The organism is Actinocorallia aurantiaca, assembly GCF_039533685.1.
Classification (GTDB): Bacteria; Actinomycetota; Actinomycetes; order Streptosporangiales; family Streptosporangiaceae; genus Actinocorallia; species Actinocorallia aurantiaca.
Genome location: NZ_BAAATZ010000002.1, coordinates 144,891 through 171,405, shown reverse-complemented (window position 1 = coordinate 171,405; position 26,515 = coordinate 144,891). Strand labels below are relative to the sequence as shown.

Sequence of the window (26,515 nt, the reverse complement as noted above, 5' to 3'; positions counted from 1 at the left end):
GAAGAAGAGGGTTGTGCAAGTGACCGAGGTGACGAGCGAGGGTCACGACCGGGTCGAACCGGTCGACATCCAGGACGAGATGGCCAGGAGCTATCTCGATTACGCGATGTCGGTGATCGTGGGCCGGGCGCTTCCCGATGTCCGCGACGGCCTCAAGCCGGTGCACCGGCGTGTCCTGTACGCGATGTACGACGGCGGCTACCGGCCCGACCGCGGCTACTTCAAGTGCGCGCGCGTCGTCGGCGACGTCATGGGCTCCTACCACCCGCACGGCGACAGCTCGATCTACGACGCCCTCGTGCGGCTGGCGCAGACGTGGTCGCTGCGCTACCCGATGGTCGACGGCCAGGGCAACTTCGGCTCGCCCGGCAACGACCCGGCGGCGGCCATGCGGTACACCGAGTGCAAGATGGCCCCGCTGGCGATGGAGCTGCTGCGCGACATCGACAAGGAGACCGTCGACTTCTCGCCGAACTACGACGGCAAGCAGCAGGAACCGGACGTCATGCCGTCCCGGTTCCCCAACCTGCTGGTCAACGGATCGGCCGGCATCGCGGTCGGCATGGCGACGAACATCCCGCCGCACAACCTGCGCGAGGTCGCCGACGGCGTCAAGTGGTACCTGGAGAACTACGGAACCGACGACGAGGAGCTGCTCGACGCGCTCATCGAGCGCATCAAGGGCCCGGACTTCCCGACCGGCGCGCTCATCGTCGGTCGCCGCGGCATCGAGGACGCCTACCGCACCGGCCGCGGCTCCATCACGATGCGCGCCCAGGTCGAGGTCGAGGAGATCCAGGGCCGCACCTGCCTGGTCGTCACCTCTCTGCCCTACCAGGTCAACCCGGACAACCTGGCGCTGAAGATCGCCGAGCTGGTCCGCGAGGGCAAGCTGTCGGGCATCGCGGACGTCAAGGACGAGACGTCGGGCCGGACCGGCCAGCGCCTGGTCATCGTCCTGAAGCGCGACGCCGTCGCCAAGGTCGTCCTCAACAACCTGTACAAGCACACCCAGCTTCAGGACACGTTCGGCGCCAACATGCTGGCGCTGGTCGACGGGGTGCCGCGCACCCTGCGCATCGACCAGTTCGTCCGCAACTGGGTGACGCACCAGATCGAGGTCATCGTCCGGCGCACGCGCTTCCTGCTGCGCAAGGCCGAGGAGCGCGCCCACATCCTGCGCGGCCTGCTCAAGGCGCTGGACCGCATCGACGAGGTCATCGCCCTCATCCGGCGCAGCCCGTCGGCGTCCGAGGCCGAGCGCGGCCTGATGAACCTGCTGGAGATCGACCAGATCCAGGCCCGCGCCATCCTGGACATGCAGCTGCGCAAACTCGCGGCCCTGGAGCGCCAGGCCATCACGGACGAGTACGACTCGCTGATGGCCGAGATCACCGACTACAACGACATCCTGTCCTCTCCCGTGCGGCAGCGGTCGATCGTCGCCGAGGAGCTCGCGGTGATCGTCGAGAAGTACGGCGACGAGCGGCGCACCGAGATCATCCCGTTCGACGGCGACATGTCCATCGAGGACCTCATCGCCGAAGAGGACATGGTCATCACCATCACCCGGGACGGGTACGCCAAGCGCACCCGCACCGACCACTACCGGGCGCAGCGGCGCGGCGGCAAGGGTGTCCGGGGCGCGCAGCTCAAGCAGGACGACATCGTCGAGCACTTCTTCGTGACGACGACGCACCACTGGATCCTCTTCTTCACCAACAAGGGCCGGGTGTACCGGGCCAAGGCGTACGAGCTCCCCGACAGCGGCCGGGACGCGCGCGGCCAGCACGTGGCGAACCTGCTGGCCTTCCAGCCGGACGAGAAGATCGCCCAGGTCATGGACCTGCGCGACTACGAGGTGGCTCCGTACCTGGTCATCGCCACCAAGACCGGCATGATCAAGAAGACGGCGCTCAGCGCCTACGACTCGCCCCGCTCGGCGGGCCTCATCGCGATCGGCCTCAAGGACGACGACGAGGTCATCGCGGCCCGCCTGGTCTCCGCCGAGGACGACCTGCTGATGGTCTCGACCTCGGCGCAGGCGATCCGCTTCAAGGCCGACGACGACCAGCTCCGGCCGATGGGCCGCGACACCCGGGGCGTCATCGGGATGCGGTTCGCCGAGGACCAGGACCTCCTGGACGTCCACGTCATCCGCGAGGGCGGCGACGAGGAGGTGCTGATCGCCACCGAGGGCGGCTACGCCAAGCGCACGCCGGCCGACCAGTACCCCGTGCAGGGCCGGGGTGGCAAGGGTGTGCTCACCGCTAAGATCGTGCAAAATCGCGGCAGGCTGGTCGGCGCGCTCATGGTCCGTCCCGAGGACGAGGTGTTCGCTATGACGTCGAGCGGCGGCGTCATCCGTACCAGTGCGGGCGAGATCAAGCAGTCCGGCAGGCAGACGATGGGGGTTCGGCTCGTCAACCTCGCGGAGGGCGATGTCGTGGTCGCCATCGCGAGGAACGTAGAGTCGATCGAGGACTCTGCAGAAGTCGCGCCGGAGGAAGAGGGAAGTGAGAGCCCGTGAGTACGACCTCCCAGAACGAGGACCAGGCGGACGGCAACTCCGATTCCGGCGACTCCGAGAAGACCAGGGTGAACGAGGCCGTACCCACCGAGCAGAACGGGTCTTCCCCGAAGAGCGCCGAGGACGGGGACGGCGGGACGTCGAAGCCCGTCATGAGCCCGGCCGCTGACGAGACGGTCGTCGACGCTCCCTGGACGGTGGCCGCCGAGCCGTCGGACTCGGTCTTCGCCGACCGCGCCCCGGGGTGGGGGTCCACCGCGTCCGAGAAGGCCTCCTCACAGGACGGCGCGTCCGCCGGTTCCACGACGCCGTCCCCGGAGCCGAAGTCGCCGCTGCCACCGCAGCCGAGCACCGACCGTCCGGTGGCCTCGGCCGCGTCCGCCGCCGCGGCGCTCGCCTCCAGGCTGGGCCGCCAGCTGACCGGGGGCGACTCCGGAGCCTCCGCCGAGGAGGAGGGCAAGGACGGCAAGACGGCGCGCAAGGCCCATCTGCAGATCGCGCGGTTCGAGCCGTGGACGGTGATGAAGTTCAGCTTCGTCATGTCGCTGGTCTGCTTCGTCGTGCTGTTCGTGGCCGTCACGGTCCTGTACATGGTGCTGTCGGGGCTGGGGGTCTTCGACTCCATCTCCGAGGCCATCAACGAGACCACCAACGGCTCCTCGGGCCAGGGGTCCGACGCGGGCAACTGGTTCTCCGCCGGCCGGATCCTGGGTTACACGGCTCTCATGGGCGCGTTGAACGTGCTGCTCATCACGGCTCTGGCCACCGTGGGCTCGGTCATCTACAACCTGGCGACCGAGTTCGTGGGCGGGGTGGAGGTCACCCTGAAGGAGGCCGAGTAACCAGTTCGCGTTGCCCGATGAGATGGGGTAATCTCACTTCTCGTCGCCACGGAGGAAGTCCTCCCGGCAACGCCCCGGGCGTATAGCTCAGTCGGTTAGAGCGCATCCCTGATAAGGATGAGGCCCCAGGTTCAAGTCCTGGTACGCCCACCCGGAGGCTACACGGTCGACTGCGACGCAGTAGTCCTTTAAGTGGCAGTTCACAAGGCCGGTCCTCGACAGAGGACCGGCCTTGTGTCTTCTCACGCCGACCCCGATGACGGGGAAAGGCATCTCTTTGTCACTATTGGTAAAGCTTGATAAGGCCATGGGTGACGAACGGGGAAGAAGGTGGCATGCGGGCGGGGGTCGAACTGGCGGGCAGGTACCGGCTGGACGAACCGGTACGCAGTGACGGCGAGGGCGAGATCTGGCAGGGGGTCGATCTCTTCCTCGGCCGGGTGGTGACGATCCGGGTGCCGCCCGCGGATCCTCCGGAGGACGCGGCGGCCCGCGAAGAGGCCATCGAGCACTTCCAGCGGGAGTCGCGGGCCGCGGTCGAGCTCAGCCACCCGGGCATCGCCCCCGTGCAGGACGTCGGCGAGTACGAGGGGCGCCCGTTCCTGGTCCTGGAGCCCTGGGGAGGGCGGGACCTGGGCACCGAACTGAAGCAGGCGCCCTGCGGTCTTCCGATCGGCACCGCTCTCGACTACGGCATCCAGGCCGCGGACGCGCTGGCCGCCGCGCACTCCGCGGGCCTGGTGCACGGCGAGGTGAAGCCCTCCTGCCTACTACTGTCGGACGACGGCACCGTGAAACTGTGCGACTTCGGCCTCGCCGTGCTGCACGAACCGGAGAAGGCCGAGGACCTCGACGAACGCGCCGACCTGTACTCGCTCGGCGCCACCATCTTCTGCCTTCTCACCGGCAGGGAGGTCGTGCCCGCCGAGGCGACGCCGTCGGCCCGTTCGCTGCGGCGGGGCGTCCTGCCCGAACTCGACGCCCATCTGCGCGATCTGCTGGCGAAGGAGCCCGGGCGCGGCCCCTCCAAGGCCGCCGAGGTCGCCGAGACGCTGCACCGGGCCTGCGCCCCCTACGAGTCGCGGTACCGGCTGCGCCTGCTGGCGGAGGCCGAACGGATCGCGTGGTCCATCCCGTTCTGGCACCACCGGATGCCGGTGCTGCAGGGCATCGTCGAGGTGCTGGCCGAGGAGGACCCGGAGGAGGCGGAGCGCCTCGCCCGCACCGTCACCAAACCGCACTTCCAGGCCCACCTGCTGCTGACCATCGCCAAGACGCGGGCGGGCGATGACGCGAGCCTGGCCAAGAAGCTGCTGACGGCCATCGAGGCCCTCGCCTACACCGTCTCCGACCCGGTCGTCTCCCGGGACGGGATCCTGCGCGGCCTGGTGGAACTGCTGGCGGTGCACGACCCGGAGGACGCCGAGCGCCTCGTCCGCAACATCTCCGGGCAGTACGACATGCCCGCCGCGCTGTGCGACCTCGCCGAGGCGGTGGCCGACCGGGATCCGGAACGGGCGAAGGAACTGCTGAGGGAGGCCGCGGAGTGCGTCGCCGCGATTCCCAGCACGTCCGAACGGGTGGGAATGGCCTGCCGGGTGTCCGGAGCGCTCGCCGGACGGGATCCGGAGAGGGCGAGGGAGCTTCTGGCCGACGCCGAACGCCTGGTCCGCGGGGACAGGTCCACCAGGGGCGGCGGCTGGGACGGGGATCTGCCTCCGCAGAACGGCTGGCTCTCCCGGATCGTCGAGGCGATGGCCGGGCAGGATCCCGCGGCCGCCGAGCGGCTGGCGCGCGGAATCGACGACCCCGAGGTCCGGGCCAGGTCGCTGGGATCCATCGTGGAGGCCGTGGCGGGACGGGATCCGGCGGCCGCCGAGCGGCTGGCGCGCGGCATCGAGCACGCGGGCACCCGCGACGTGGCGCTGGGCGGCATCGTCAGGGCGGTCTCCGCGCGGGACCCGGTCGCCGCGGAGCGCATCATCGACGACATCGAGGACCCCGACTTCCGTATCACCCCGTGGTTGGACCTGGTCAGGGCGCAGGCGAGACGGGACACGGCGTTCGCCGAACGCATCGCCCTCGCCATCCCCGATCCCGAGTCCCGGGCGTGGAGGCTGCGGGACGTGGCCGAGGCGCTGGGCGCCGAGGACCCCGTACGGGCGCGGGCCCTGCTCGCGGAGGCGGCGGCACCGCGGGTGAGCGCGGCCGCGCTGCGCGCGGTCGTCGGGGTGCTGGCGGGGCTGGACCCGCCGGAGGCCGAGCGGCTGGCGCGCGGCATCGACGATCCGGCCCACCGCGCGCAGGCGCTCCGGGACGTCGCGGTCGCGGTGACCGTGGAGTCCCCGCATCATGCACGCGGGCTGCTGGCCGAGGCGGAGAGCCTCGCGCGTACCGTCGTGCGTCCTTACGACCGCGACGCGGTGCTGCGCGAGACCGTCCAGGCCCTGGCCGCGATAGACCCGCCGGAGGCCGAGCGGCTGGCCCACACGATCGGCGCCCCCGAACAGCGGGCCGTCGCGTTGCACGACATCGCCGCGACCCTGGCCGGATACGACGCCGCCCCCCGCTGCGGCTGCCGGCCATCCGGATAGCGACCCTCCGTCCGGAACGACGGCGGACCACCGCGATACCTTGCACCGGCAGGAGGCGTCGGCGGCCCCGGGTAGCGGCTGCTCCAACGGTGGTCCGCCGGCGGTTCTCCATAATGCCGACGATCATTGTGGGAAGGCGTCGGCAGCCCTGAGTGGTAGCTGCTCCCCGGTGTACGAGAGTGGTTTCTTCGGGGTGTCGACGATCGTCGTGAGGAGGCGTCAGCAGCCCGGGTAGCGGGTCTCCCAGGCGGGGGTGCGGGAGCCGGGCATGAACCGGGTGGCGAAGTCGTCGGCGAGTTCGGTGATGGTGCCGCGGCCCTCCAGCAGGGCCAGCCAGTCCGGGGGCAGGCCGAAGTCGCCGTGGCGGATGCCGACGAGGTTGCCGCACATCGAGCCGGTGGAGTCGCTGTCCCCGCCGTGGTTGACCGCGAGGATGAGGGCGCCCGCCGCCGAGACGGTCTCGGCCAGCGCGCAGTAGACGGCGATGGACAGCGCCTCCTCCGCCACCCAGCCCTCACCGAGGCTCTCGACCTTCGCCGGGCTGGGGCTGCCCTTGTCCGCGAGGTCCAGGGCCTGCCGGAGGGCGTCGGAGGTCTCCTCGTGCCCCGGGTGGCTCCGCAGCGTCTCCAGGGTCTGCAGGACGGCTCCGCGCAGGGACTCGCCCGCCATGAGGTGGGCGACGATCTTGGCGAAGGCGCCGGCCGAGTAGTAGCCGGTGGGATGGCCGTGGGTGAGTTTCGCGCAGTCGGCCGCCAGGTCGAAGGCGCGGTCGGGGAGGCAGGCGATCCCGAAGGGCGCGGATCGCATCACGCCGCCGCATCCCTTGGAGTCGGGGTTGACCGGCCCGGAGGATCCGCCGGGGCGCCGGTGGGCCTCGAGCCCGGACAGGCAGGCGTTGCCCGGCGCCCGCCGCGCGTACAGCCACTCCTGCTCCCGCAGCCATCCCGTGCGGACGATCTCGTCCGGAGGCTCGGGCCGTGCGGACCGCTGGGTCTCCAGCCAGCGCAGCAGGGCGTTGCGCACCACTTCGGTGGGGTTGCAGAAGCCCCTCTGCTCCTGCCGGGAGGAGGCGCGGATCAGCCCCTCCGCGGTGAACAACGTCATCTGCGTGTCGTCGGTGACCAGCCCGATCCGCCCGGCGGCGTCGGGGACGAGCCCCACGACGCCGTCCGGACCGTGGTTGCTCCGGATCGCCGCCAGCGAGTCGAATTCGACCGGATAGCCGAGTGCGTCCCCCAGCGCCCCGCCGAGCAGGCAGCCCCGCACCCGTGCCCGGAACGCCGCCTGCTCCTGCCAAGACCAGCTCAATGAAGATCCCCTCGGTCGGCTACCACCTGAACTTTCGTATTTATCCGGTCGACACCCTAGATCGATAAGGGGAGATTCGGGAGGGGGCATGGTTTCACGTGGATCCATGGCGCTCATGGACCACCGTGATCGGCCAGGCGAGGGGCTCGCGGCACCGCGCGTCAGGCGGTGAGGTGGTAGAAGCGCCACAGGTCGTGGTCTATCGGGGCCTCCTTGAAGGACGCGTACCCGGCCGCGACGGCGTATTCGCCGACGGTCGGGGAGCGCAGGACGGTGCCGGCCTCCACCTTGGCCCCCTCGGCACGGGTCGCAGGAAGGCAGTGAAGGGTGCTGAAACCGTAGTTGAGGCGTTCCAGGAGGCCGCCGGGCGTGGCGTAGGCGTCGGCCACGCGTTCGTCTCCGATGAGGACGGAGCCTCCGGGGACGAGCACATGCCTTACATTGCGCAGGACCCCTATGGGATCGGCCATGTCGTGGAGGGACTCGAAGACGCAGGCCAGGTCGTACCGGGCGCCGCCGGGGTCGAAGGCGGCGGCGTCGGCGTGGAAGAAGGCGACGCGGTCGGCGACGCCCCGGGACACGGCGTTCTCCCGGGCCTCGATCACCGAGGCCTCGTCGAGGTCGACGCCGTGCACCCGGGCGGCGGGGAAGGCCTCCGCGATGGCGATCGTGGACCAGCCCGTGCCGCAGCCCAGGTCCAGGACGTGGGCTGCGTCCTCGACCAGCCGGGCGGACTCGGCCAGCCGGGCGGAGACGTCGGGCAGGGCGTCGATCCATCCGGCGATCGAACGGAGGAACATCGGCCGGTTGAGCCGTCCGATGCCGTGCCGGGTGCCCGCTCCGTAGGCGGAGAAGGGGACGCCTCCGCCGGTCCGGAAGGCGTCGGCCACCTGGTCGACCACCCCGGCGACGGACGCGACGAAGCCGGGGAGCGTCCCCGCGTAGAAGGCGCTGTCCTGGTCGATGAGGACCTCGTGCACCTCGTCCGGCAGCCGGAAAGTCCGCGCGTACGGGTCGCCCGCGCCCTCGTCGGCCACGGCCAGCCAGCCGGCCGAGCCCTGCTGCTCCAGCCACTCCCGGGCGTAGCGCGGGTGGACGCCGGCCTTCTCCGCGAGGCCGTGCGCGTCGAGGGGGCCTCCGGCCAGGGCCTCGTACAGCCCGAGCCGCACGCCCAGGCAGACGCCGAGCGTCTCCAGCGCGGCCACCGCCTCGGTCAACATCCGTTCGACCAGTTCCTCGGCTGTGGTCATGCTCCGCCTTCCTCTCGACCCGCTCTGACGTGGTGGTTCCGCTCCCTTCGGCCTGCCCCGTGACCCTCTGTCTCCACCCTGTGACCGAATGGTCGTGTCGGCCACGGGCGGCCGTACGGAAAAGGGTGATTTTCCTGCGGAGACCGTGAAGGGCCTGCTAGAGCGAGAGGTTTCCTGGGCTTAGGGTTTAAGGGATAACTCTTGGACGTTCCGGTTCGTTGAACCGGACAGAGAACGATCAGGGAGAGGGGTGCGGTGTCCGATAGTTCGGACTCCGGTCATAGAGCGGGCCTGTCGCAGAGGCCGGGTGAACCCCGGTGACGGTCTTGTTCGGGTTGGCCGCCGTGTTCATCCTGACGGCGGCGACCGGATACTTCGTGGCGCAGGAATTCGCCTACGTGACGGCCGACCGGCTCGAATTGGAGCAGGCGGCCCGAGAGGGCGACAAGAAGGCGGCGCGAGCCGTCAAGGTGCTGGAGCGGCTGTCGTTCATGCTCTCCGGCGCCCAGCTGGGGATCACGGTCACCACCCTGGTGGTGGGCTTCATCGCGGAACCGGCCCTGGCACAACTGATCAGACCGGTGCTGGAACCCCTGGGAGTGCCCGAGGCCGCCGTCGGCGGGGTGGCGCTGGGAATCGGGTTCCTTCTGGCGATCATCATCCAGATGGTGCTGGGCGAGCTCTTCCCCAAGAACCTCGCGCTGGCCAGACCGGAGACCCTGGCGCGGGCGCTGGCTCCGTCCACGCTGCTGTACCTTACGGTCGCGTCCCCGCTGATCAGGTTCTTCGACTCCTCGGCCAACCGGGTGCTGCGGGCGGCGGGCATCGAGCCCGTCGAGGAGCTGCACCACGGCGCGACGCTGGAGGAGCTCGGCCTGATCATCGGTGAGTCGGAGGAGGAGTTCGCCGACGAGCACGTCCACCTGCTGGAGCGGGCCCTGGTCTTCTCCGAGCACACCGCGGACGAGGCGATGATCCCGAGGGTCGACGTGGTGACCATCCCGGCCGAGGCCACCGCCGACGAGATCGTCGAGGTCATCGGGCGGAGCGGCCACACCCACTACCCGGTGGTCGGGGAGCGGGTGGACGACATCATGGGCGTCCTGGGGCTGCGGCAGATGCTGCCGGTCTCCGCCGAGGAGTGGGACAAGGTCACCGCGGGGAGCCTGGCCCGCCAGGCGCTGCTCGTCCCGGACTCCCTGCCGCTGCCCGAGGTGATCGTGCAGATGCAGGAGCGCAGGGACGAGATCGCCGTGGTGATCGACGAGTACGGCGGGTTCGCCGGGCTGCTGACCCTGGAGGACGTCGCCGAGGAGCTCGTCGGGGACATCTCCGACGAGACCGACCTGGAGAGCCCGCAGGTCACGCCCAAGGACGAGTGGTGGCATCTGGACGCCGGCCTGCGGATCGACGAGGTCGAGCAGCTCACCGGACTGGAGCTTCCCGAGGGGGACTACGACACGGTGGCCGGGCTGGTCCTGCGCAGGCTGGGGCGGTTCGCCGACCCCGGTGACGTGATCACGGTGGAGGAGGGCGGCCGTGCCCTCGAGATCGAGGTGCTGAGCAACGGCCACCACGTGCCCGACAGGATCCGGCTGCGGGAGCGGCCGGTCCGGGAGGAGGAGCCGGCATGAGCGTGCCCACCGGAATCCTGCTGACCGTCCTCCTGCTGCTGGGCAACGGCTTCTTCGTCGCGGCGGAGTTCGCGCTGGTGGCCGCCAGGCGGCCCCGGCTGGAGAAGGCCGCCTCGGAGGGCAGCCGGGCCGCGGCCTCGGCGGTGGCCGGGATCCGCGAGCTGTCGCTGATGCTGGCCGGCGCCCAGCTGGGCATCACGATGTGCTCGCTGGGCCTGGGCATCGTGTCGGAGCCGGTGATCGCCGAGGTGCTCAGCCCCGCCTTCCACGCGCTGGGGATCTCGGACGCCGTCTCGCACGCGGTGTCGTTCGTGATCGCGCTGGCGCTGGTGACGTTCCTGCACATGGTCATCGGCGAGATGGCGCCGAAGTCCTGGGCGATCGCCCGCCCCGAGCGGGCGGCGATACTGCTGGCGCTGCCGTTCCGCGGCTTCACCAAGCTGTTCCGGGTGGTCCTGCTGGCTCTCAACCGCACGACCAACGCGCTGCTGCGGCTGATGCGCGTCCAGCCGCGCGACGCGATGTCGGTGTCGCGCACCCCCGAGCAGCTCAGGCATCTGGTGGAGGAGTCCCGCCGCCTGGGCCTGATCGACGAGGTGGACCGCAACGTGCTGAGCCGGGCGCTGGAGGCGCCGGAGACCAGCCTGCTCCCGCTGATCATCCCGCTGGAGGAGCTGACCTCGGTGGAGCCGGACGCCGACGCCGAGACGGTCGTCGACACCGCGGTGCACACCGGGCACACCCGGCTGCTGCTGCGGGACGCCGACGGCGAGCTGGTCGGCATGGTCCACGCCAGGGACGCCTATCTGGCGCGGGCCAAGGGCGAGCCCTTCCGCGCCATGGACGCCGGCTACCCGGTGCCGGTGCTCACCCCCGAGACCCCGGTCGCCGGGGCGCTGGCGATCCTGCGGAGCCGGCACAGCCAGCTCGGCCTGGTGCGGGGCGAGCACGGACTCGTCGGCCTGATCAGCCTGGACGACCTGGTCACGACACTGCTGGCGCCGACCGAGCGGTGAGGCGGACGAGCCTTCGGGCTCCGGCGCCGACGGGCACCGGGGCCTTCGTCCGTCCGGAGGGCGGTTCTAGGGTGGGGAATGTGGAAGACGGGCTGCGGGAGCGCAAGAAAAGGGAGACCCGGCAGCTGATCTCGGACGCGGCCACCGGGCTCTTCCTGGAACGCGGGTTCGACGACGTCACGGTCGGGGAGGTGGCGGAGGCGGCCGGGGTGTCGGCGAAGACGGTGTTCAACTACTTCCCGCGCAAGGAGGACCTGTTCCTCGACCGGTTCCCCGAGGCGCTGGAGCTGGTCGCCCGGGAGGTGCGGGAGCGTCCGGAGGGCGCCCACCCGGTGGCCGTGCTGCGTGATCTCATGCTTCGGCTCCTGGCGGAGGGCGACGCGCTGGGCGGTTACGCGAGCAGGCCGTCCTTCGCCCGGTACTGGCAGGTGGTGCTGGAGTCGCCCGCGTTGACGGCCCGGGTCCGGGAGTTCGTGGAGGAGCTGGAGGACCTCCTCGCCCGGCTCTTCGCCGAGGCCGGCGGGACGGATCCCGACGCTCCCGGCAACCGGCTGGCCGCGGCGTGGGCGGTGGCGGCCTACCGCACCGTCTACGCGACGGGGGTGCGGCGCGCCTTCGCGGGGGAGGACGGGGAGGCGTCGAAGGCCGAGGTGGCGGAGCTGATCGAAAAGGTCTTCCACAGGCTCCGTTCGGCTGTGGAGGAATGCTCGGTCCTGTGACCGGCGGCTGATACCGTCCGGACACGTGTCCGTACATGAGTCCACACGTCGGCGGCTGACCGACCGCCAGGCAGACACCGTCCGCAGGCTGACCGAGGCGACCGTCGCCGAGGTGCGGGAGACGGGGTACGACGGGCTGACCGTCAGGAACGTCGCGCGTCGCGCCGGAGTGGCGGCGGCCACCGCCTACACCTACTTCGCCTCCAAGAACCATCTTCTCACCGAGGTCTTCTGGCGCAGGCTGGAAGGGCTCCCGCTCACCGAAGGAGACGCGGCCCAGGCGCTCAAGGACGTCCTCCTGCTCGTCGCGAGCGAGCCGGAGCTGGCGGCGGCCTGCACGACGGCGGTCCTCGCGTCCGATCCGGACGTGCAGGAGCTGCGGCTTCGCATCGGCGTGGACATCCACAAGAGGCTGGTGCACGCCCTCGGACGGGAGGACCCGCTGATCCTGGACGGGCTGGAGATGGCCTATTCGGGCGCGCTCCTCCAGGCGGGGATGGGCTACATGTCCTACGCCGAGGCGGCCGAGCGGCTCGCCGAGGTGGCCCGTCTCCTCGTGCGCTGAGCTCTTCGGGGTGCCCCTCTTGCCCGCGCCGTTGCGTTGAACTAACGTCTGGACACGTGTCCAGTAATCTCGAGTACAGCCCGTACGACTACCGGATCCACGAGGACCCCTATCCGGTCTACGCCCGGCTCCGCCGCGAGGCGCCGCTCTACCGCAACGAGGAGCTCGACTTCTGGGCGCTGTCCAGGCATGCCGACGTCGCGGGCGCCTTCCGCGAATGGGAGCGCTTCTCCAGCATCAACGGCGTCACGCTCGACGCGTCCGCGTGGGGCCCGTGGGCGCACCGGACGATGTCGTTCCTGGCGCTGGACCCGCCCCGGCACACCCGCCTGCGCGGCCTGGTGTCCAAGGGCTTCACCCCGCGGCGGGTCCGCGAGCTGCACCCGCGCATCCTGGAGATGACCCGGGAACTGCTGGAACCCCTGGTGGAGGAGGGCTCCTTCGACTTCGTCGCCGACTTCGCAGGCGTCCTGCCGATGGACGTCATCTCCGAGCTGATGGGCGTGCCCGAGGCCGACCGGCCCGAACTGCGCAGGCTCGCCGACGTCGTCGTCCACCGCGAGGAGGACGTGCAGGACGTGCCGCCCGCCGGGATGGACGCGGCGCTCACCCTGGTCGGCTACTACGAGGAGCTGCTCGCGGCCAAGCGCCGCAAGCCCGGGGACGACCTCACCTCGGCCCTGCTGGAGGCCGAGCTCGACGGCGACCGGCTCGCGGACCGCGAGATCATCGCCTTCCTGTTCCTCATGGTCATCGCCGGCAACGAGACCACGACGAAGCTGCTCGCAAACGCCCTCTACTGGGCCTGGAGGCACGGATTCGTCGAGCGTTCCCTGAAGGAACCGGTGGACGGCTGGATCGAGGAGACGCTGCGCTACGACACCTCCAGCCAGCAGCTCGCGCGCACCGTCACGGAGGACTTCACAGTCCACGGGCGGACCGTCCCGGCGGGGTCGCGGCTGCTCCTGCTGGTCGGCTCCGCCAACCGCGACGAGGACGTCTTCCCCGACCCCGACCGCTACGACCTGGGCCGCGACACCTCGCAGCTCATCAGCTTCGGCGCGGGAAGGCACTACTGCCTGGGCGCGAACATGGCCCGTCTGGAGGCGCGGATAGCGCTCGACGAACTGGCCCGGCTGGCCTCCTCCTACGACGTGGACGGCGGGCGGGCGGTCCGCGTGCACTCCTCGAACGTGCGGGGCTTCTCGACCCTGCCGGTTTCGGTGATCCCCCGCTCCCGCGGAAGAGCCGGAGGGGACGTTCGATAGTGTTCAGACGTTGCTAGGTTTGAGTTCTGACCACTGTCGACGGTGAAGGGGTCCTCACCATGAAAAAGCTTCTCGTGCTCGCCATTCTCGGCCTCGGCGGTTTCGCGGTCTGGAAGCGCCTCCAGCAGGACCGCGCCGAGCTGGACCTGTGGACCGAGGCGACCTCCGCCGAGTGACGGGCTGACGAGAACCGGCGCCGCGCTTTCAGCGGCGCCGTTTCCATGACCGGGAACCCGTTCGCGACCGGCGGCTTTCCCCGGTACTCTGGCCGCACCAGGGGCCGTAGCTCAATTGGTAGAGCACCTGCCTTGCATGCAGGAGGTCTGGGGTTCGATTCCCCACGGCTCCACCGCCACCCCGTCCTCCCCGAGGGCGGGGTTTCGCTTTTCCGTCAGGCGCGGTGGCGCAGGCCGTTGAGGGCCGTCTCGACGATCCGGTCGGCGTACGCGTGGGTCAGGGGGCCGCCGCGTTCGAGCCACCGGGTGCGCAGCGGTCCCCACAACATCTCGACGGCCAGGTCCAGGTCCAGGTCGTCGGACAGTTCCCCGGCACGCTGCGCGCTGCGCAACCGCTCCTTCTTCAGTTCCTTCATCGGTCCGTCCAGCTTTTCGGCGTAGGCGGCCGCGAGGGCGGGGTCCTGGAGGATCTCGGTGTTCAGCGCCCGCATCGGCTCGTCGTAATGAGGATCGTTCAGCTCGTCGGCCGTGGCGCGCAGGACCGTCTTGAGGTCGGCTTCCAGGTCTCCGGTGTCGGGCAGCGCCGCTTCCCGGCCGTCCTGTCCCTCGGTGAGCGCGAGGAAGGCATCGAACAGGACCGCGCCCTTGGACGGCCACCAGCGGTAGATGGTCTGCTTGCCGACTCCGGCGCGGGCGGCGATGCCCTCGATGCTGAGCTTGGCGTAGCCGACCTCTCCGACCAGCTCGAAGGCCGCCGTGAGGATGGCGCGGCGCGATGCCTCGCTGCGGCGGGCGGCGTCGGGGCTTTTTCTGCTCTGCGTCGTCATGCGCTCATGTTAGCTGAGACGAGACGGTCCGTCTTGACATGGATTCGTCCGGGGTGCACCATGGCTCCTGCAAGACAAGACGCAACGTCTCGTCTTGCCTCATCGAGAAGGAGTTTCCTCATGGCCACCTCCCCCGCAAGCCGCGTCTGGTTCGTCACCGGTGCCAGCAAGGGTCTCGGCCGGGCCTTCGCCCAGGCCGCGCTCGAAGCGGGCGATCGAGTCGTCGCCGTGGCGCGCCGTACCGCCCCGCTGGACGAGCTCGCCGCCGAGCACGAAAGCCGGCTGCTGACCCTGCCGCTGGACGTCACCGACCGCGACGCCGTCTTCGCCGCCGTCGCCAAGGCCGTCGAGCACTTCGGCCGGCTCGACATCGTCGTCAACAACGCCGGTGTCCTGTTCCTGGGCATGCTCGAGGAGTTCACCGAAGCCCAGGCCCGCACCCAGATGGAGACGAACTTCTTCGGCGCCCTGTGGGTGAGCCAGGCGGTGATGCCGTACCTGCGCGCCCAGGGCTCCGGACACCTTCTCCAGATCTCCAGCATCGGCGCTCTGGGAGGCTTCCCCAGCAACGGCATGTACAGCGCCAGCAAGTTCGCTTTGGAGGGCATGAGCGAGGCGCTGGCGATGGAGGCCGCCTCGTTCGGCGTTAAGGTCACCATCGTCCAGCCCGGCGGCTACTGGACCGACCTGTACTCGACCGGCATGACGATGACCGAGCCGATGGAGGCGTACGACTCGCTGCGCGCCGAAATGCAGAAGCAGTGGGCCGAAGGCTCGATCGACAGCGATCCCCGCCTGGCCGCCGAGGCGGTGATGAAGCTGGTCGCCTCCGACGACCCGCCGCTGCGCCTCCTCCTCGGCAGCATGGTCTACGACCTCGCCTTCGACATCTCCCGGCGCCGCATGGACACCTGGGCCGCCTGGGAGGAGGTCAGCCGGGCCGCCGAACACGCCATCCCCGCCCCGGGTTCGGATGATAGCTAGACTGAGTACTGGTAATCAGTTAGCCTACCTACCATGTGGAGACAGATGAGGCAGCAGTGGCTGCACGGATTTCTGGACGTGTGCCTGCTGTCTCTGCTCGCCGAGCGTCGCGACTACGGACGGGGGCTGGCGGAACGGCTCGTCGAAGCGGGATTCGACGAGGTTCCGGGCGGCACCCTCTATCCGGCCCTGCTGCGTCTGGAGAAACAGGGGCTGGTCCGGACGGAGAAGGAGGCGTCCACGTCGGGGCCGCCCAGGAAGTACTACGAGCTCACCGAACTCGGCCGGACGGGCGTGCGCGAACGGCGACACGCATGGGAGCACTTCAAGACCGCGATGGACGCCGTCGTCGTCTCGCCACTGGACGCGGAGGAGGTGGGGACGTGACTCCCGAAGAGGAATGGGGGACGCAGCTTCTCAAGCACCTGACGTCCACCGGGATCGCACTCGCGGAGGCGCGTGAGCTCGCGGGGGACGCCCTGGCCGAGGCCGCGGCCGCCGGAATCGACCCTCGTGCGATGTACGGACCGGCCGTCGCCTACGCCAGTACGGTCGCCCAGGCCGTGCGGAGCGCCACAGCCACCGCGGCGCCGCTGTCCCGTACGCGAGGGCCGGTGGTGCTCCGGCTGCACGGCGTCTCCAAGCGCTACCGCCGTCGGCGGGTTCTGAAGAACGTGCACCTGAGCCTGCGCGCAGGCGAGGTGGCGGCGATCGTGGGCGCGAACGGCTCGGGCAAGTCCACCCTGCTGAACATCTGCGCCGGGCTCACCCGCGCCACGTCAGGCGTGGTCGAGCGCACCGCGCGGGTCGGCTACGCGCCCCAGCAGGACGGCGTCGCTCCGCTGCTGACGCCGGAGGAGCACTTCCGGCTGTTCGGAGCGGTGCACCGGATGGGCCGGAAGAAGGCCGCGGCGATCGGCACCGGCCTGGCTTCCCGGCTCGGCTGGCGTCCGCGCGAGGGCGTCGTCGTCGCGCACCTGTCCGGCGGAACGCAGCAGAAGCTCAACGTCGTCCTCAGCGAGCTCAACCGGCCCGAGCTCATCCTGCTCGACGAGCCTTATCAGGGCTTCGACCAGGGCTCCTATGTCGACTTCTGGGACCAGGTCTTCCGCTGGCGGGACGGCGGCGCCGGGATCCTCGTCGTCACGCACATGCTCCACGACCTCGACCGCGTCGACCACGTCCTCGAACTGCAACCGGTGGAGGAGCCCTGATGCTGCTGACCGTGGCCTCGACCAGCCTGCGCGAACTGGCCCGCCGCCGCGTCGCCCTGCTGTTCGTCTTCCTCCTCCCGTGCGTCTTCTACTGGGCGCGCATCGACGTGTCCTGGCAGGCGGTCCGTTTCCTCGCGATCGGCGTCGGCTGGGCCGTCGCCACCCTGTCGCTGTTCAGCCACGTCGGCGCCCGCCGCCTCGACCAGCGGCTCAGCGTGATCGGCGCCTCCCCCACCGCGTTGTTCTTCGGCAGGCAGCTCGCCCTCCTGGGCATCGGCGTCATCATGGCCGGCGTGTACTTCGTCCTCGTCGCCGCCACCCAGGACGGCCTGGCGAGGCTTCCCGCGGTGTTCCTCCTCCTGCTGACGACGGTGCTGATCAGCGCCCCGCTGGGCGCCCTCGTCAGCCTCGTCATCACCCGGGAGCTCGAAGGCGCCCTGGCCCTCCTGTCGATCATGGCCCTCCAGCTCCTGGTGGACCCCGACGGCTCCGCCGCCAAGCTCCTCCCCTTGTGGTCCACCCGCGAACTGTCCGCCTATGCCATCCAGACCCCCGCCGCCGACAGCCTCCCGAGCGGCCTGTTCCACTTCGCCCTCACCCTGACGCTCTGCGTCGCCATCGCCTGGTTCGCGAGCGCCCTCCGCCTCCGCCCGGTTTCCCTCAGCCCGATCCGCCCCGACACACCCCATTGACGACGTCTCGGCTCCGAACGGTCTCCGGTCGTCAGGGTGCGGTGAGGACATCGTGCTGGTGGAGGTGGGGGGTGAGGGCTCGGAGGAAGTCGGGGGCGTCGAAGAGGGCTCCGGCGGAGGCGACGCCGGTCGTCCTGGTGCGGCCGGTGAGGATGCGGTCGACCGCTTCGACGATGAGGGGTGCGGTGATGGCGTAGATGTCGCGGCCGCTCACCGCGGCGCGTCGTTCGACGCCGTCGCGACGGACGACGGCGTCGACGAGGAAGGTCTGGGTGGACCGTCCGGACTCGTCGGCCGGGGTCGGCTCGGGGGCGTCGGGGGAGGCGAGGTCCTGGGCGGCTTCGAGTGCCATGGAGGTGTGCACTTCGGGGATGGGGAGGTGGCTGGGGATGGTGACGACGTCGGCCATGGTGAACTCTCCGATGACGGTTCGGAGGCCCAGCGGTTCGGGGAAGCGCCACTCCCGGGTCGGCGGGGCGTCGTCGCGGTACTCCAGCCGGCCGCCGGTGTAGACGACGCGTCGGCCGTCGCGTCGCTCCCGTGAGACTCCGCCCGACGCGCGCGTTCCGGGGGTGGGGTGCCAGCTGCTCAGGCCGTAGGCGACGTGTGCCTCGTCGGCGGTCGTCCAGTCGCCCATCGCGGCGGTGACCAGGAGGTCGCCGAGGCCGCCGTAGAACGCCATCGCGGGCAGGACCACGGTTCCGGCGGCGCGGGCGCGGTCCGTGAAGTGCGTGAAGGTGTCGGCGTTCGCTTCGATCTCGGCCGCCACGTCGACGTAGGGGATGCCCGCGCGCAGCGCGGCTTCGATCACGGGTCCCGCGGTCGTGGCGAAGGGGCCCGCGCAGTTGATCACTGCTGCGGCGTCGGCCAGGGCGAGGTCGAGGGAGGCCGGATCGTCGACGGACGCCGGGCGCGCGTCCAGTCCGCCCCGGGACGCGGCCAGCGCGTGCACCCGGTCGGCGTTCCGGCCCGAGACGATCGGGTGGAACCCGCGCTCCAGCAGTTCCGCCACCACGAAGCGGCCGGTGTGCCCGTACGCGCCGTAAACCACGACCTTCTGTGCCGATTCCATGAGTTTCTCCCTGCTGGTGTGGTCTGTTGTGACTCATCCTGGCGAGGGAAGATCGTTGCCACGAGTGGCTGGAACGCCATTACCCGTACAATTTCCGACATGGGTACTGTGGCGTTGGCCGTCACCGACGGCATGTTGCACTTCGAGCTGGCGATGGCCTGCGAGGTCTTCGGGCCAGGAATGATCGGCAAGGTCGACTCCTGGTACGACCTTCTCGTCTGCGGCCCGGGCCCCGTACGTGCGGATCTGTTCCGTCTGGAACCCGACCACGGCCTCGACCGGCTACCGCACGCCGACACCGTCATCGTCCCCGGCTGGGCGGACGTCGAGGTGGAGCCGCCCGCCGACCTGGTCGACGCCGTACGCGCGGCCCACGCGGCGGGCGCACGCGTGGCGTCCCTCTGCACGGGCGCCTTCGTGCTGGCCGCCGCCGGGCTGCTGGACGGAAGGCGCGCCACCACCCACTGGGCGCACACCCGGCACCTGGCCACCCGATACCCGAACGTCGAGGTCGACCCCGACGTCCTCTACGTCGACGACGGAGACGTGTTCACCTCCGCGGGCAAGGCCGCCGCCATGGACCTGTGTCTGCACCTCGTCCGCCTCGACCACGGCTCCTCGGTCGCCAACACCCTCGCCCGCCGCCTGGTGGTGCCACCGCACCGGGAGGGCGGCCAGGCCCAGTTCGTCACCACCCCGGTGCCCGCCCCCGAACGCCACCCGCTGGCCGGCCTGCTCCCCTGGGCGATCGAACGGCTGGACCACCCGCTGACCGTGGAGGACCTGGCCCGCCAGGCGCGGATGAGCTCCCGCACCCTGACCCGCCACTTCAGGTCCGCCACCGGCACCACCCCGCTGCAGTGGCTGCTGAACCAGCGGATCCGCCACGCCCAGGAACTCCTGGAGACCACCGGCGAGAGCGTCGACGCCATCGCCGCCGCCACCGGCATGGGCACCGCCACGACCCTCCGCCGCCACTTCAACCGCGCGATAGGAGTCCCCCCGGACACCTACCGCCGCACCTTCCGCCCCCGCCCCGCCCCGCTCGACCCGTCCCCGACCGCAGACCACCGCTGAGCGATCGGCCGCCCAGCGCCGCTCACGGCACGTCCGCGTATCCGGCCTCCGACGACCGGGCGGACCGTCATACCGGGTAAGGGGATGTCAGTGATATCGGTGTGCGGGCGATCTCGAGTGCGGGCTCGGGGAAGCGCGGGCCAGGAGTGTAGTAGCGGGACCGGGTGCGGCCGACCGATTCGAGAACGCCCGCGGTGACGAGGTCGCGAAGGTCGCGTTGGGCCTGCTGGGTGCTGAGGGACTCGGCGTGCTCGTAGCGCAGGCGACGGACGCGGCCGGCCATCGCGACCTCGTGGAGGGCCGAGACCGTGCGTTCGTCGAAGGGCATGCCCGCGACGAATTCCGTCAGGGCCGCCCAGACCTTGACGGACCGGTCGAGGCGGGCTTGGACGGTCTGGGCCTGCTGGTGGTAGGCGGTGAGGTTGAAGCGGATCCAGGAGTGGACGTTTTGATCCGGCAGGTAGGTGGCGCCGCGGGCGCCCAGTTCGCGGTAGTACTCCCAGGTGTTGCCCGGACGGCCCAGCCAAGCCTCGATCGAGGAGAACTCGGGGGCCAGCACGCCTTCGCGGGCGATCATCAAGGTCTGCAGGGAGCGGGACATGCGTCCGTTGCCGTCGCTCCAGGGGTGGATCGACACCAGGTGCAGATGAGCCATGGCCGCGCGCACCAGCGGATGCGTCCCGTCGTCGGCGTTCAGCCAGTCGATGAGCTCCGCCATCAGGGCGGGCACGCGGGATTCGTCCGGAGCCGTGTACGCGGCGATGCTCGGGTCACGCGTGTCGGTCACGTAGACGGGGCCTATCCGCCACTGGCCCGCCGGTTTCCGCGTGTTGTGGCGATGCCCTTGGAGTATCCAGTGGAGCCCGTTCAGCAGCCCCTTGCCGTAGGAGAAGTCCGACACGTCATGGAGCGTCTGGATGTAGGTCATCATGCGCTGGTAGGCGAGGGTCTCTTCGCGGTCCTCTTCGGAGACCTCGACGTCGCGTTCACCTTCCATCAGATCGGCGACATCGACGGTGGAAACCCGGAAGCCTTCGATCGAGTTGGAAGCGGCCACGGCATCCGCCGTGAGGAACTTCCGCAGACCGTCCGTCCACTTGGCCGGAGCCCGCACCTGGTGACGCAACGCATGACGCATCTGCTCGATCTCACCGAGGACCCGCAGATCCTCGGTATCCAGCTCCGGCGTGGGAAACAGCATGCCGCCATGATGCATTGACGCAAACACCGCGTCAATGCATCACACTGCCCGGCAGGTTGTCACCCGCCGCTCGTGGCCGCGGCGGGGTGGGCGCTGCTCACCCTGTGCGGGCTGATGGTCGCGTACGGGTTCTACTGGAGCGCCCTCGGCGGGAGATAGGCGCCGAGTCCGGAAGTGTCGGGCTGGCTGGATGGTGTCCGCTTCGGGTGGCGAGAAGTATGAAGGGCATGACGACGACCACGACGCGGCTCGAACGACCTCCGGTCCGGATTCGCGGGGTTCAGCGTGTGCTGCTCGACTCCGCCTACGCGCTCACGGCTTTTCCCGTCTCTCTCGCCGCCTTCGTGGTGGTGGTGCCGGTGCTCGCCACCGGTGCGGGATTGTCGGTCCTGGGGGTCGGGCTGGCGCTGATGACGCTCTCGGTGCTGATCGCTCGCGGGTTCGCGGTGGCCGAGCGGGTTCGGCTTCGCGGGATGCTGGGGCGGTCGGCGCCCGGGCCCCGCTACCTTCGGGCCCGGGAGGGCGACGGGGTCGTGCGGCGGGTTCTCATGCCCCTGCGGGATCCGCAGAGTTGGCTGGACGTCGTGTGGTCGCTGGTGGGTCTGGTGACCGGGACGGTCGCGTTCTCGGTGGCGGTGGCCTGGTGGGCGGCGGTCGGCGGCGGGCTGACCTACTGGTACTGGGAGCGGTTCCTGCCCATGGACGAGGACGGCGTCACCCTCGCGTCGCTCATCGGGATGGGTGAGGGGCGCGAGCCCGAGATCATGCTGAACACCGGATTCGGCGTCTTCGCGCTGCTCACCCTGCCCTGGGTGATGCGGATGGCCGCGCTGACGCACGCCGGGCTGGCCTCCGTGCTGCTGTGCGGGCGTGCGGAGCTTCAGGGGCAGGTCGAGCGGGTCCAGGATTCGCGGGACGCGGCGCGGGTGGCCGAGTCGGCGTCGATGCGTCGGCTCGAACGCGACATCCATGACGGGCCGCAGCAGCGGCTGGTGCGGCTCGCGATGGACCTCGGGCGGGCCCGCCGCCAGGTCCACAACGATCCCGAGCGGGCCGAGAAGATCATCGAGGACGCTCGTCGTCAGGCCACCGAGACCGTCGCCGAGCTGCGGTCGCTCTCGCGCGGGATCGCCCCGCCGCTGCTGGTGGATCGCGGTCTGGCCGCCGCGGTGGAGGAGATGGCGCAGGGCTGCCCGGTGCCCACGACGGTCAGCGCGTACGTGCCGGACGGGCTGCCCCCGCACGTGGAGACGGCCGCCTACTTCACGGTCGCCGAGGCGCTCACCAACGTCGCCAAGCACAGCGGGGCCGGTGAGGCCCAGGTCCATGTCACGATGTCCGGCATGGGGCTTGTGGTGGAGGTGTCCGACGACGGTGTCGGCGGCGCGCACGAGGGCAAGGGGCTCGGCCTGGCCGGGCTGGTCCGCCGGATCGAGGCCGTCGAGGGCGAGTTGACCGTGGCCTCGCCGGTCGGCGGCCCGACCCTGGTGCGGGCGTGCATCCCGGTGGACCGGCGCTGATGCGCATCGTCGTCGCCGACGATTCGGCGCTGCTGCGGGAGGGACTGCAACTGCTGCTGGGCGAAGCGGGACACGAGGTGGTGTCCGCCGTCCGCGACGGGCCCTCGTACGTCGAGGCGATGCTGAAGGAACGCCCCGACATCGGGATCGTCGACGTGCGGATGCCTCCCAGCCACACCGACGAAGGACTGCGCGCCGCCCTGAAGGTGCGCGCGGCCTGGCCGGACGCCCGGATGATGGTGCTCTCCCAGTACGTCGTCGTCCCCTACGCCGAGGACCTGTTCGCCGGAGACCCGAGCGGCACCGGCTACCTTCTCAAGGACCGCGTCAGCGAGATCGACGAGTTCCTCGACGCCCTGGAGACCGTCGCCGACGGCGGGACGGTGCTCGATCCGGCCGTCGTGCGCGGCCTGATGGACCGTCGGCGTGACCCGCTCGCCGCACTGACGCCCCGCGAACGCGAGGTCCTCACTCTGATGGCGGAGGGCCGCTCCAACACCTCGATCGCCGAGGCGCTAGTGGTCACCGTCGGAGCGGTCGAGAAGCACACCCAGCGCATCTTCGCCAAGCTCGGCCTCTCGCCCGACGACGACGCCCGCCACCGCCGCGTCGCCGCCGTGACCCGGCTTCTGCGTTCGTCCGGCTGAGCCTCGGCTCAGGAACGGCCCCGGCGCTGCGCAGCCAGGATCCGGAGGAGCACCGGATCCCCGACGTCGCCCCGCCCCGCCTGGTGGACCTGGCCCTGTACATCAGCGAGACGACCGTGAAGTCGCACGTCTCCCGCATCCTGACGAAGCTGGGCCTGCGCTCCCGCGTCCAGGCCGCCGTCCTCGTCCGGGAACGCGGTCTCGGATCGCCGTAGCGCGCTGAAGCAGGGGTCCCGCAGGTTACCGACAGGGCGTCGATACGATGCCGACATGATGTCGATAAATTATCTTTCCGAGGGGCGGGACACATGTTCCTGGCGCTGAGGGAGTTGAAATTCGCCCGGGCCCGGTTCGGGCTCATGGGCGCCGTGGTGGCGCTGATCGCCGTTCTCATGGTGCTGCTGTCCGGCCTGTCGGTGGGTCTGGTGAACGACGGCGTGTCCGGGCTGCAGCGGCTGCCCGCGACGTCCTTCGCCTTCGAGAAGGGCGTGCAGCACTCGTCGGCCTTCTCGCGCAGCGTGGTGGAGACCTCCGCGGTCGAGACCTGGGCCGGACGCGACGGGGTGGAGGAGGCCGAGCCGTTCGGGAACACCCTGGTCAACGGGCGCAGCGGCGACGGGGTCGAGATCGACCTGGCGCTGTTCGGCGTGGAGCCGGGCTCCTACCTCTCGCCCGCGGTCGCCGAGGGCACCCGGCTGAACGGCGACGCCCCCGGCGGGATCGTCGTCAGCAGGACGGCCGTCGATGACGGCATCAAGCTGGGCGACACCATCACGATCGACCGGATCGGCACCGAGCTGAAGGTCGTCGGGACGCTCGAAGACCAGCACACCTACGGGCACGTGGACGTCGCCTACGTTCCGCTGCGCACCTGGCAGGAGGTGCACGCGGGGATCCGTCCGGGCGACGAGGCGCCCGCGCGCGTCTACCAGGAGATCACCGCGGTGGCCGTGAAGGGCGAGGCCGCCGATCTCGCGGCCGGGGACAAGGCCGCCGGCACCGAGAGCCTGACCCTGAAGGAGTCCTTCGACGCCTCCCCCGGATACAGCGCCGAGACGTCGACCCTGTCGCTCATCGAAGGCTTCCTCTACGCCATCTCCGCGCTGGTCGTCGGCGCGTTCTTCACCGTCCTGACGATCCAGCGCAAGCAGGAGATCGCCGTGGTGCGCGCGATGGGCGCGTCCACCGGATACCTGCTGCGCGACGCCCTCGCCCAGGCGCTCATCCTCCTGGCCCTGTCGGTCGGCGTGGGCGTCGGCATCGGCGTCGGGCTCGGCAGCATGATCGGCGGCACCGCGCCGTTCGCCCTGGAGACCGGGGCCATCGTGGCCGCCTCCGCGCTGCTCGTCTTCCTCGGCGTGGTGGGCGCGCTCGGCGCGGTGCTGCGCATCACCGCAGTCGACCCCCTGACCGCCCTGGGAGGCAGTCGATGAAACCGGCCGAAACCGTGTCCGAGAAGAGCACCCTGGGCCTCGTCATGCGGGACGTGAACCTGCAGATGGGCGACGGCGAGGACGTCGTCGATGCGCTGAGCGACGTGTCGCTCGCCGTGGAGCCGGGAGAGTTCATCGCCGTCGTCGGTCCTTCCGGCGCCGGCAAGTCCAGCCTTCTGGCCGTCGCGGGCGGTCTCGCGACGCCGACCTCCGGCACCGTCATGGTCGCCGGACGCGACATGACGGTCTCCAGCAAGAAGGCGCGTACGGCGCTGCGCCGGGAGGCCGTCGGGTTCGTCTTCCAGTCCGGCAACCTGATCCCGGCGCTGACGGCCGAGGACCAGTTGCGCCTGCCCGTGAAGTTCGGCAAGAAGAAGGGCCGTGACCCCCTGAAGCTGCTCGCCGAGGTCGGACTGGCCGAGAAGGCGAAGCGGCGCCCGCACCAGCTCTCCGGCGGCGAACGCCAGCGGGTGGGCATCGCCCGCGCGCTCATGACGGGACCGAGCCTGCTCCTGGTGGACGAGCCGACCGCCGCGCTCGACCGGCAGCGCAGCCGCGAGATCGTGGAACTGCTGGCCCGCGAGACCAGGGAACATGGGGTGGCCACCATCATGGTGACGCACGACCATGACGTGCTGGGCCACTGCGACACCGTCTACGAGATGGTCGACGGAAGGCTCGCGCGCGTCGAATAGAGGAGGAGTGAGGAGACCCGTGCCGAAGATTCAGGCGGCCACCGTCGCGGAGCACCGCGCCATGCAGCGCAAGGCCATCCTGGACGCGGCACGGGACATCCTCGCCCAGGGCGGGAGCGAGACGCCGAGCCTGGCCGCGGTCGCCAAGCGCACCGGTCTGGCCCGCTCCAGCATCTACCAGTACTTCAGCTCCAAGGACGATCTGCTGGAAGCCGTCATCGTCGACATGTTCCCCAGGTGGGCGGCCTATGTCGCGGCGCGGATCGAGGAGGAGTCCGCCCCGGCGGACCGCGCCCTGGCCTACGTGTACGCCAACCTCCACCTGGTGGCCTCCGGTGAGCACGCCATCGCCCGCGGGCTGGCGGTCTTCGCCCGCGCCGAGTTCCTGGCCGAGTCCAGCAAGGTCCTGCACGACCAGCTGCGCACTCCTCTGGACGAGGCGCTCGTCGCCCTGGGCTGCGAGGATCCCGGCGCGATGGGCGAACTGATCCAGGCCGTCGTCCAGCGTGCGTCCCTGATGCTCGAGAGCGGCATCCTGTCCGAGGACAGGGCCCGCGCTCTCACCCGTGAGCTCCTGGAGCCCTATCTCCGCTCTTCCTGATCCTCCAGGACGCCTTGGCGGACGCCGCGGGAGGCGAGGAAGCGGATGGGGACGAGCAGGAGCCACGTGAGCTCGGCCGCGGTGGCGGAGACCAGGAAGGCGACGGGGACGGAGGCGAAGACGACCACGGCCGAGAGAGCCGGCCGGAGCAGCTGCGCGCGGATGAGGGCGGGGCGCACTCCCGGGCGCCGTACGTCGGGCCTGCGCTGGATGAAGACCATCAGCGCCATGTTGGCGAGGACGGCGAGGCCGACGACGGTGGCGTAGACGGCGGGGGCCAGCGGGTCGGCGGAGTAGTTGCCCAGCAGCGAGGTGGGGAACGGGATCAGCGCGATCAGCACCAGGAAGATCATGTTCAGGGCGAGCAGCCCCGGGGTGACGGACCGCGCCAGCGAGAGGATCTGGTGGTGGCGCACCCAGAAGATGCCGACCACCATGAAGCTGAGCAGGTAGGTCAGCAGGGAGGGGATGTTGTCCCGGAGCCCGGCGCGGAGCGCCTCGGCGGTGAGCCCGTCGGGCGAGTGCAGTTCGAGTACCAGCAGGGTCGAGGCGATGGCGAAGACGCCGTCGGAGAAGGCGTTGAGCCTTTCCACCCCGAGGCGGGTGAACGAGGGGCGGGCGTCCATGGGGCGAACCTCTCGCGGAGAGGG

25 protein-coding genes, 2 tRNA genes and 1 pseudogene are annotated in these 26,515 nt (G+C 70.4%); 22 read left to right on the top strand and 6 right to left on the bottom strand.

What is annotated here, in order from left to right; all coding sequences use genetic code 11:
- Window positions 1-19: 19 nt before the first annotated feature.
- The 4 genes from gyrA (at window position 20) to ABD327_RS01570 (ending at window position 5,966) form a co-directional block, all read left to right on the top strand.
- On the top strand, window positions 20-2,530 hold the full coding sequence (gyrA, locus tag ABD327_RS01585) for a DNA gyrase subunit A (protein ID WP_344448243.1): 2,511 nt from the start codon (window positions 20-22) through the stop codon (window positions 2,528-2,530).
- The gene (locus ABD327_RS01580; RefSeq protein WP_344448242.1) at window positions 2,527-3,372 is read left to right on the top strand and encodes a DUF3566 domain-containing protein; all 846 of its coding nucleotides are present in this window, start codon (window positions 2,527-2,529) and stop codon (window positions 3,370-3,372) included. Before gyrA ends, ABD327_RS01580 begins: the two co-directional genes overlap by 4 nt.
- A gap of 76 nt (window positions 3,373-3,448) precedes the next feature.
- Window positions 3,449-3,522, top strand: a tRNA-Ile gene (locus ABD327_RS01575).
- Between the two features lie 185 nt (window positions 3,523-3,707).
- Complete coding sequence (locus ABD327_RS01570) at window positions 3,708-5,966, top strand: serine/threonine-protein kinase (RefSeq protein ID WP_344448241.1); 2,259 nt, start codon at window positions 3,708-3,710, stop codon at window positions 5,964-5,966.
- A 219-nt stretch (window positions 5,967-6,185) separates the two neighbouring features.
- Here ABD327_RS01570 and ABD327_RS01565 read toward each other — a convergent pair whose 3' ends face one another.
- On the bottom strand, window positions 6,186-7,274 hold the full coding sequence (locus ABD327_RS01565) for an ADP-ribosylglycohydrolase family protein (protein WP_344448239.1): 1,089 nt from the start codon (window positions 7,272-7,274) through the stop codon (window positions 6,186-6,188).
- 161 nt (window positions 7,275-7,435) lie between these two features.
- On the bottom strand, window positions 7,436-8,524 hold the full coding sequence (locus ABD327_RS01560) for a class I SAM-dependent methyltransferase (protein ID WP_344448238.1): 1,089 nt from the start codon (window positions 8,522-8,524) through the stop codon (window positions 7,436-7,438).
- 317 nt (window positions 8,525-8,841) lie between these two features.
- Here ABD327_RS01560 and ABD327_RS01555 point away from each other — a divergent pair, with 317 nt between their 5' ends.
- The 7 genes from ABD327_RS01555 to ABD327_RS01525 all read left to right on the top strand — a co-directional run bounded on the left by ABD327_RS01555 (window position 8,842) and on the right by ABD327_RS01525 (window position 14,075).
- Entirely contained in the window at window positions 8,842-10,158 is a 1,317-nt protein-coding gene (locus ABD327_RS01555) for a hemolysin family protein (protein WP_344448237.1), read from the top strand.
- Complete coding sequence (locus ABD327_RS01550; RefSeq protein WP_344448236.1) at window positions 10,155-11,174, top strand: hemolysin family protein; 1,020 nt, start codon at window positions 10,155-10,157, stop codon at window positions 11,172-11,174. Before ABD327_RS01555 ends, ABD327_RS01550 begins: the two co-directional genes overlap by 4 nt.
- An 80-nt stretch (window positions 11,175-11,254) precedes the next feature.
- Window positions 11,255-11,893 carry a TetR/AcrR family transcriptional regulator gene (locus ABD327_RS01545; protein WP_344448235.1) on the top strand — a complete coding sequence of 213 codons (639 nt, stop codon included), beginning with the start codon at window positions 11,255-11,257 and terminating at the stop codon, window positions 11,891-11,893.
- Between the two features lie 25 nt (window positions 11,894-11,918).
- Window positions 11,919-12,458: a TetR family transcriptional regulator gene (locus tag ABD327_RS01540; protein ID WP_344448234.1), complete on the top strand. Its 540-nt coding sequence runs from the start codon at window positions 11,919-11,921 to the stop codon at window positions 12,456-12,458.
- A gap of 56 nt (window positions 12,459-12,514) precedes the next feature.
- Entirely contained in the window at window positions 12,515-13,726 is a 1,212-nt protein-coding gene (locus ABD327_RS01535) for a cytochrome P450 (RefSeq protein ID WP_344448233.1), read from the top strand.
- A gap of 59 nt (window positions 13,727-13,785) precedes the next feature.
- Complete coding sequence (locus ABD327_RS01530; RefSeq protein ID WP_344237191.1) at window positions 13,786-13,902, top strand: DLW-39 family protein; 117 nt, start codon at window positions 13,786-13,788, stop codon at window positions 13,900-13,902.
- A 100-nt stretch (window positions 13,903-14,002) separates the two neighbouring features.
- Window positions 14,003-14,075: transfer RNA gene (locus ABD327_RS01525), tRNA-Ala, on the top strand.
- A gap of 42 nt (window positions 14,076-14,117) precedes the next feature.
- On the opposite strand, the gene ABD327_RS01520 is transcribed toward ABD327_RS01525, so the two are convergent.
- Window positions 14,118-14,729, bottom strand: a complete 612-nt coding sequence (locus ABD327_RS01520) for a TetR/AcrR family transcriptional regulator (protein ID WP_344448232.1) — start codon at window positions 14,727-14,729, stop codon at window positions 14,118-14,120.
- Window positions 14,730-14,849: 120 nt separating this feature from the next.
- Here ABD327_RS01520 and ABD327_RS01515 point away from each other — a divergent pair, with 120 nt between their 5' ends.
- From ABD327_RS01515 to ABD327_RS01500, 4 genes are read left to right on the top strand one after another with little or no spacing between them, the layout of a single operon-like run.
- Window positions 14,850-15,713 carry an SDR family oxidoreductase gene (locus tag ABD327_RS01515; protein ID WP_344448231.1) on the top strand — a complete coding sequence of 288 codons (864 nt, stop codon included), beginning with the start codon at window positions 14,850-14,852 and terminating at the stop codon, window positions 15,711-15,713.
- A 33-nt stretch (window positions 15,714-15,746) separates the two neighbouring features.
- Entirely contained in the window at window positions 15,747-16,100 is a 354-nt protein-coding gene (locus tag ABD327_RS01510; RefSeq protein WP_344448230.1) for a PadR family transcriptional regulator, read from the top strand.
- The gene (locus ABD327_RS01505; protein ID WP_344448229.1) at window positions 16,097-16,927 is read left to right on the top strand and encodes an ATP-binding cassette domain-containing protein; all 831 of its coding nucleotides are present in this window, start codon (window positions 16,097-16,099) and stop codon (window positions 16,925-16,927) included. The genes ABD327_RS01510 and ABD327_RS01505 overlap by 4 nt, the downstream gene beginning before the upstream one ends.
- Complete coding sequence (locus tag ABD327_RS01500; RefSeq protein ID WP_344448228.1) at window positions 16,927-17,619, top strand: ABC transporter permease; 693 nt, start codon at window positions 16,927-16,929, stop codon at window positions 17,617-17,619. The genes ABD327_RS01505 and ABD327_RS01500 overlap by 1 nt, the downstream gene beginning before the upstream one ends.
- Window positions 17,620-17,650: 31 nt before the next feature.
- On the opposite strand, the gene ABD327_RS01495 is transcribed toward ABD327_RS01500, so the two are convergent.
- A complete protein-coding gene (locus tag ABD327_RS01495) occupies window positions 17,651-18,691 on the bottom strand; it encodes a saccharopine dehydrogenase family protein (RefSeq protein WP_344448227.1) in 1,041 nt (346 codons plus the stop codon).
- 99 nt (window positions 18,692-18,790) lie between these two features.
- Here ABD327_RS01495 and ABD327_RS01490 point away from each other — a divergent pair, with 99 nt between their 5' ends.
- Window positions 18,791-19,768: a helix-turn-helix domain-containing protein gene (locus tag ABD327_RS01490; RefSeq protein WP_344448226.1), complete on the top strand. Its 978-nt coding sequence runs from the start codon at window positions 18,791-18,793 to the stop codon at window positions 19,766-19,768.
- 67 nt (window positions 19,769-19,835) lie between these two features.
- Here ABD327_RS01490 and ABD327_RS01485 read toward each other — a convergent pair whose 3' ends face one another.
- Window positions 19,836-20,969 (bottom strand): Fic family protein, encoded by a 1,134-nt coding sequence (locus ABD327_RS01485; protein WP_344448224.1) that lies wholly within the window; start codon window positions 20,967-20,969, stop codon window positions 19,836-19,838.
- A 227-nt stretch (window positions 20,970-21,196) separates the two neighbouring features.
- Here ABD327_RS01485 and ABD327_RS01480 point away from each other — a divergent pair, with 227 nt between their 5' ends.
- The 6 genes and pseudogenes from ABD327_RS01480 (at window position 21,197) to ABD327_RS01455 (ending at window position 25,865) form a co-directional block, all read left to right on the top strand.
- Window positions 21,197-22,489 (top strand): sensor histidine kinase, encoded by a 1,293-nt coding sequence (locus ABD327_RS01480; RefSeq protein WP_344448223.1) that lies wholly within the window; start codon window positions 21,197-21,199, stop codon window positions 22,487-22,489.
- Window positions 22,489-23,136 carry a LuxR C-terminal-related transcriptional regulator gene (locus ABD327_RS01475; protein ID WP_344448222.1) on the top strand — a complete coding sequence of 216 codons (648 nt, stop codon included), beginning with the start codon at window positions 22,489-22,491 and terminating at the stop codon, window positions 23,134-23,136. The genes ABD327_RS01480 and ABD327_RS01475 overlap by 1 nt, the downstream gene beginning before the upstream one ends.
- 95 nt (window positions 23,137-23,231) lie before the next feature.
- Window positions 23,232-23,351, top strand: a pseudogene (locus ABD327_RS01470) (response regulator transcription factor); the annotation flags it as partial.
- 93 nt (window positions 23,352-23,444) lie between these two features.
- Entirely contained in the window at window positions 23,445-24,569 is a 1,125-nt protein-coding gene (locus tag ABD327_RS01465; protein ID WP_344448221.1) for an ABC transporter permease, read from the top strand.
- Complete coding sequence (locus ABD327_RS01460) at window positions 24,566-25,264, top strand: ABC transporter ATP-binding protein (protein WP_344448220.1); 699 nt, start codon at window positions 24,566-24,568, stop codon at window positions 25,262-25,264. The genes ABD327_RS01465 and ABD327_RS01460 overlap by 4 nt, the downstream gene beginning before the upstream one ends.
- Before the next feature lie 19 nt (window positions 25,265-25,283).
- The gene (locus ABD327_RS01455; protein WP_344448219.1) at window positions 25,284-25,865 is read left to right on the top strand and encodes a TetR/AcrR family transcriptional regulator; all 582 of its coding nucleotides are present in this window, start codon (window positions 25,284-25,286) and stop codon (window positions 25,863-25,865) included.
- Here ABD327_RS01455 and ABD327_RS01450 read toward each other — a convergent pair.
- Entirely contained in the window at window positions 25,847-26,491 is a 645-nt protein-coding gene (locus tag ABD327_RS01450; RefSeq protein WP_344448218.1) for a TMEM175 family protein, read from the bottom strand. The genes ABD327_RS01455 and ABD327_RS01450 overlap by 19 nt on opposite strands.
- Between the last annotated feature and the right edge of the window lie 24 nt (window positions 26,492-26,515).

Bases quoted from the DNA above. Each gene is read 5' to 3' on its own strand.
- ABD327_RS01570 (WP_344448241.1), top strand. From the start codon at position 3,708: ATGCGGGCGGGGGTCGAACTGGCGGGCAGGTACCGGCTGGACGAACCG.
- ABD327_RS01560 (WP_344448238.1), bottom strand. From the start codon at position 8,524: ATGACCACAGCCGAGGAACTGGTCGAACGGATGTTGACCGAGGCGGTG.
- ABD327_RS01550 (WP_344448236.1), top strand. From the start codon at position 10,155: ATGAGCGTGCCCACCGGAATCCTGCTGACCGTCCTCCTGCTGCTGGGC.
- ABD327_RS01530 (WP_344237191.1), top strand. From the start codon at position 13,786: ATGAAAAAGCTTCTCGTGCTCGCCATTCTCGGCCTCGGCGGTTTCGCG.
- ABD327_RS01520 (WP_344448232.1), bottom strand. From the start codon at position 14,729: ATGACGACGCAGAGCAGAAAAAGCCCCGACGCCGCCCGCCGCAGCGAG.
- ABD327_RS01515 (WP_344448231.1), top strand. From the start codon at position 14,850: ATGGCCACCTCCCCCGCAAGCCGCGTCTGGTTCGTCACCGGTGCCAGC.
- ABD327_RS01510 (WP_344448230.1), top strand. From the start codon at position 15,747: ATGTGGAGACAGATGAGGCAGCAGTGGCTGCACGGATTTCTGGACGTG.
- ABD327_RS01500 (WP_344448228.1), top strand. From the start codon at position 16,927: ATGCTGCTGACCGTGGCCTCGACCAGCCTGCGCGAACTGGCCCGCCGC.
- ABD327_RS01495 (WP_344448227.1), bottom strand. From the start codon at position 18,691: ATGGAATCGGCACAGAAGGTCGTGGTTTACGGCGCGTACGGGCACACC.
- ABD327_RS01490 (WP_344448226.1), top strand. From the start codon at position 18,791: ATGGGTACTGTGGCGTTGGCCGTCACCGACGGCATGTTGCACTTCGAG.
- ABD327_RS01485 (WP_344448224.1), bottom strand. From the start codon at position 20,969: ATGCTGTTTCCCACGCCGGAGCTGGATACCGAGGATCTGCGGGTCCTC.
- ABD327_RS01480 (WP_344448223.1), top strand. From the start codon at position 21,197: ATGACGACGACCACGACGCGGCTCGAACGACCTCCGGTCCGGATTCGC.
- ABD327_RS01475 (WP_344448222.1), top strand. From the start codon at position 22,489: ATGCGCATCGTCGTCGCCGACGATTCGGCGCTGCTGCGGGAGGGACTG.
- ABD327_RS01465 (WP_344448221.1), top strand. From the start codon at position 23,445: ATGTTCCTGGCGCTGAGGGAGTTGAAATTCGCCCGGGCCCGGTTCGGG.
- ABD327_RS01460 (WP_344448220.1), top strand. From the start codon at position 24,566: ATGAAACCGGCCGAAACCGTGTCCGAGAAGAGCACCCTGGGCCTCGTC.
- ABD327_RS01450 (WP_344448218.1), bottom strand. From the start codon at position 26,491: ATGGACGCCCGCCCCTCGTTCACCCGCCTCGGGGTGGAAAGGCTCAAC.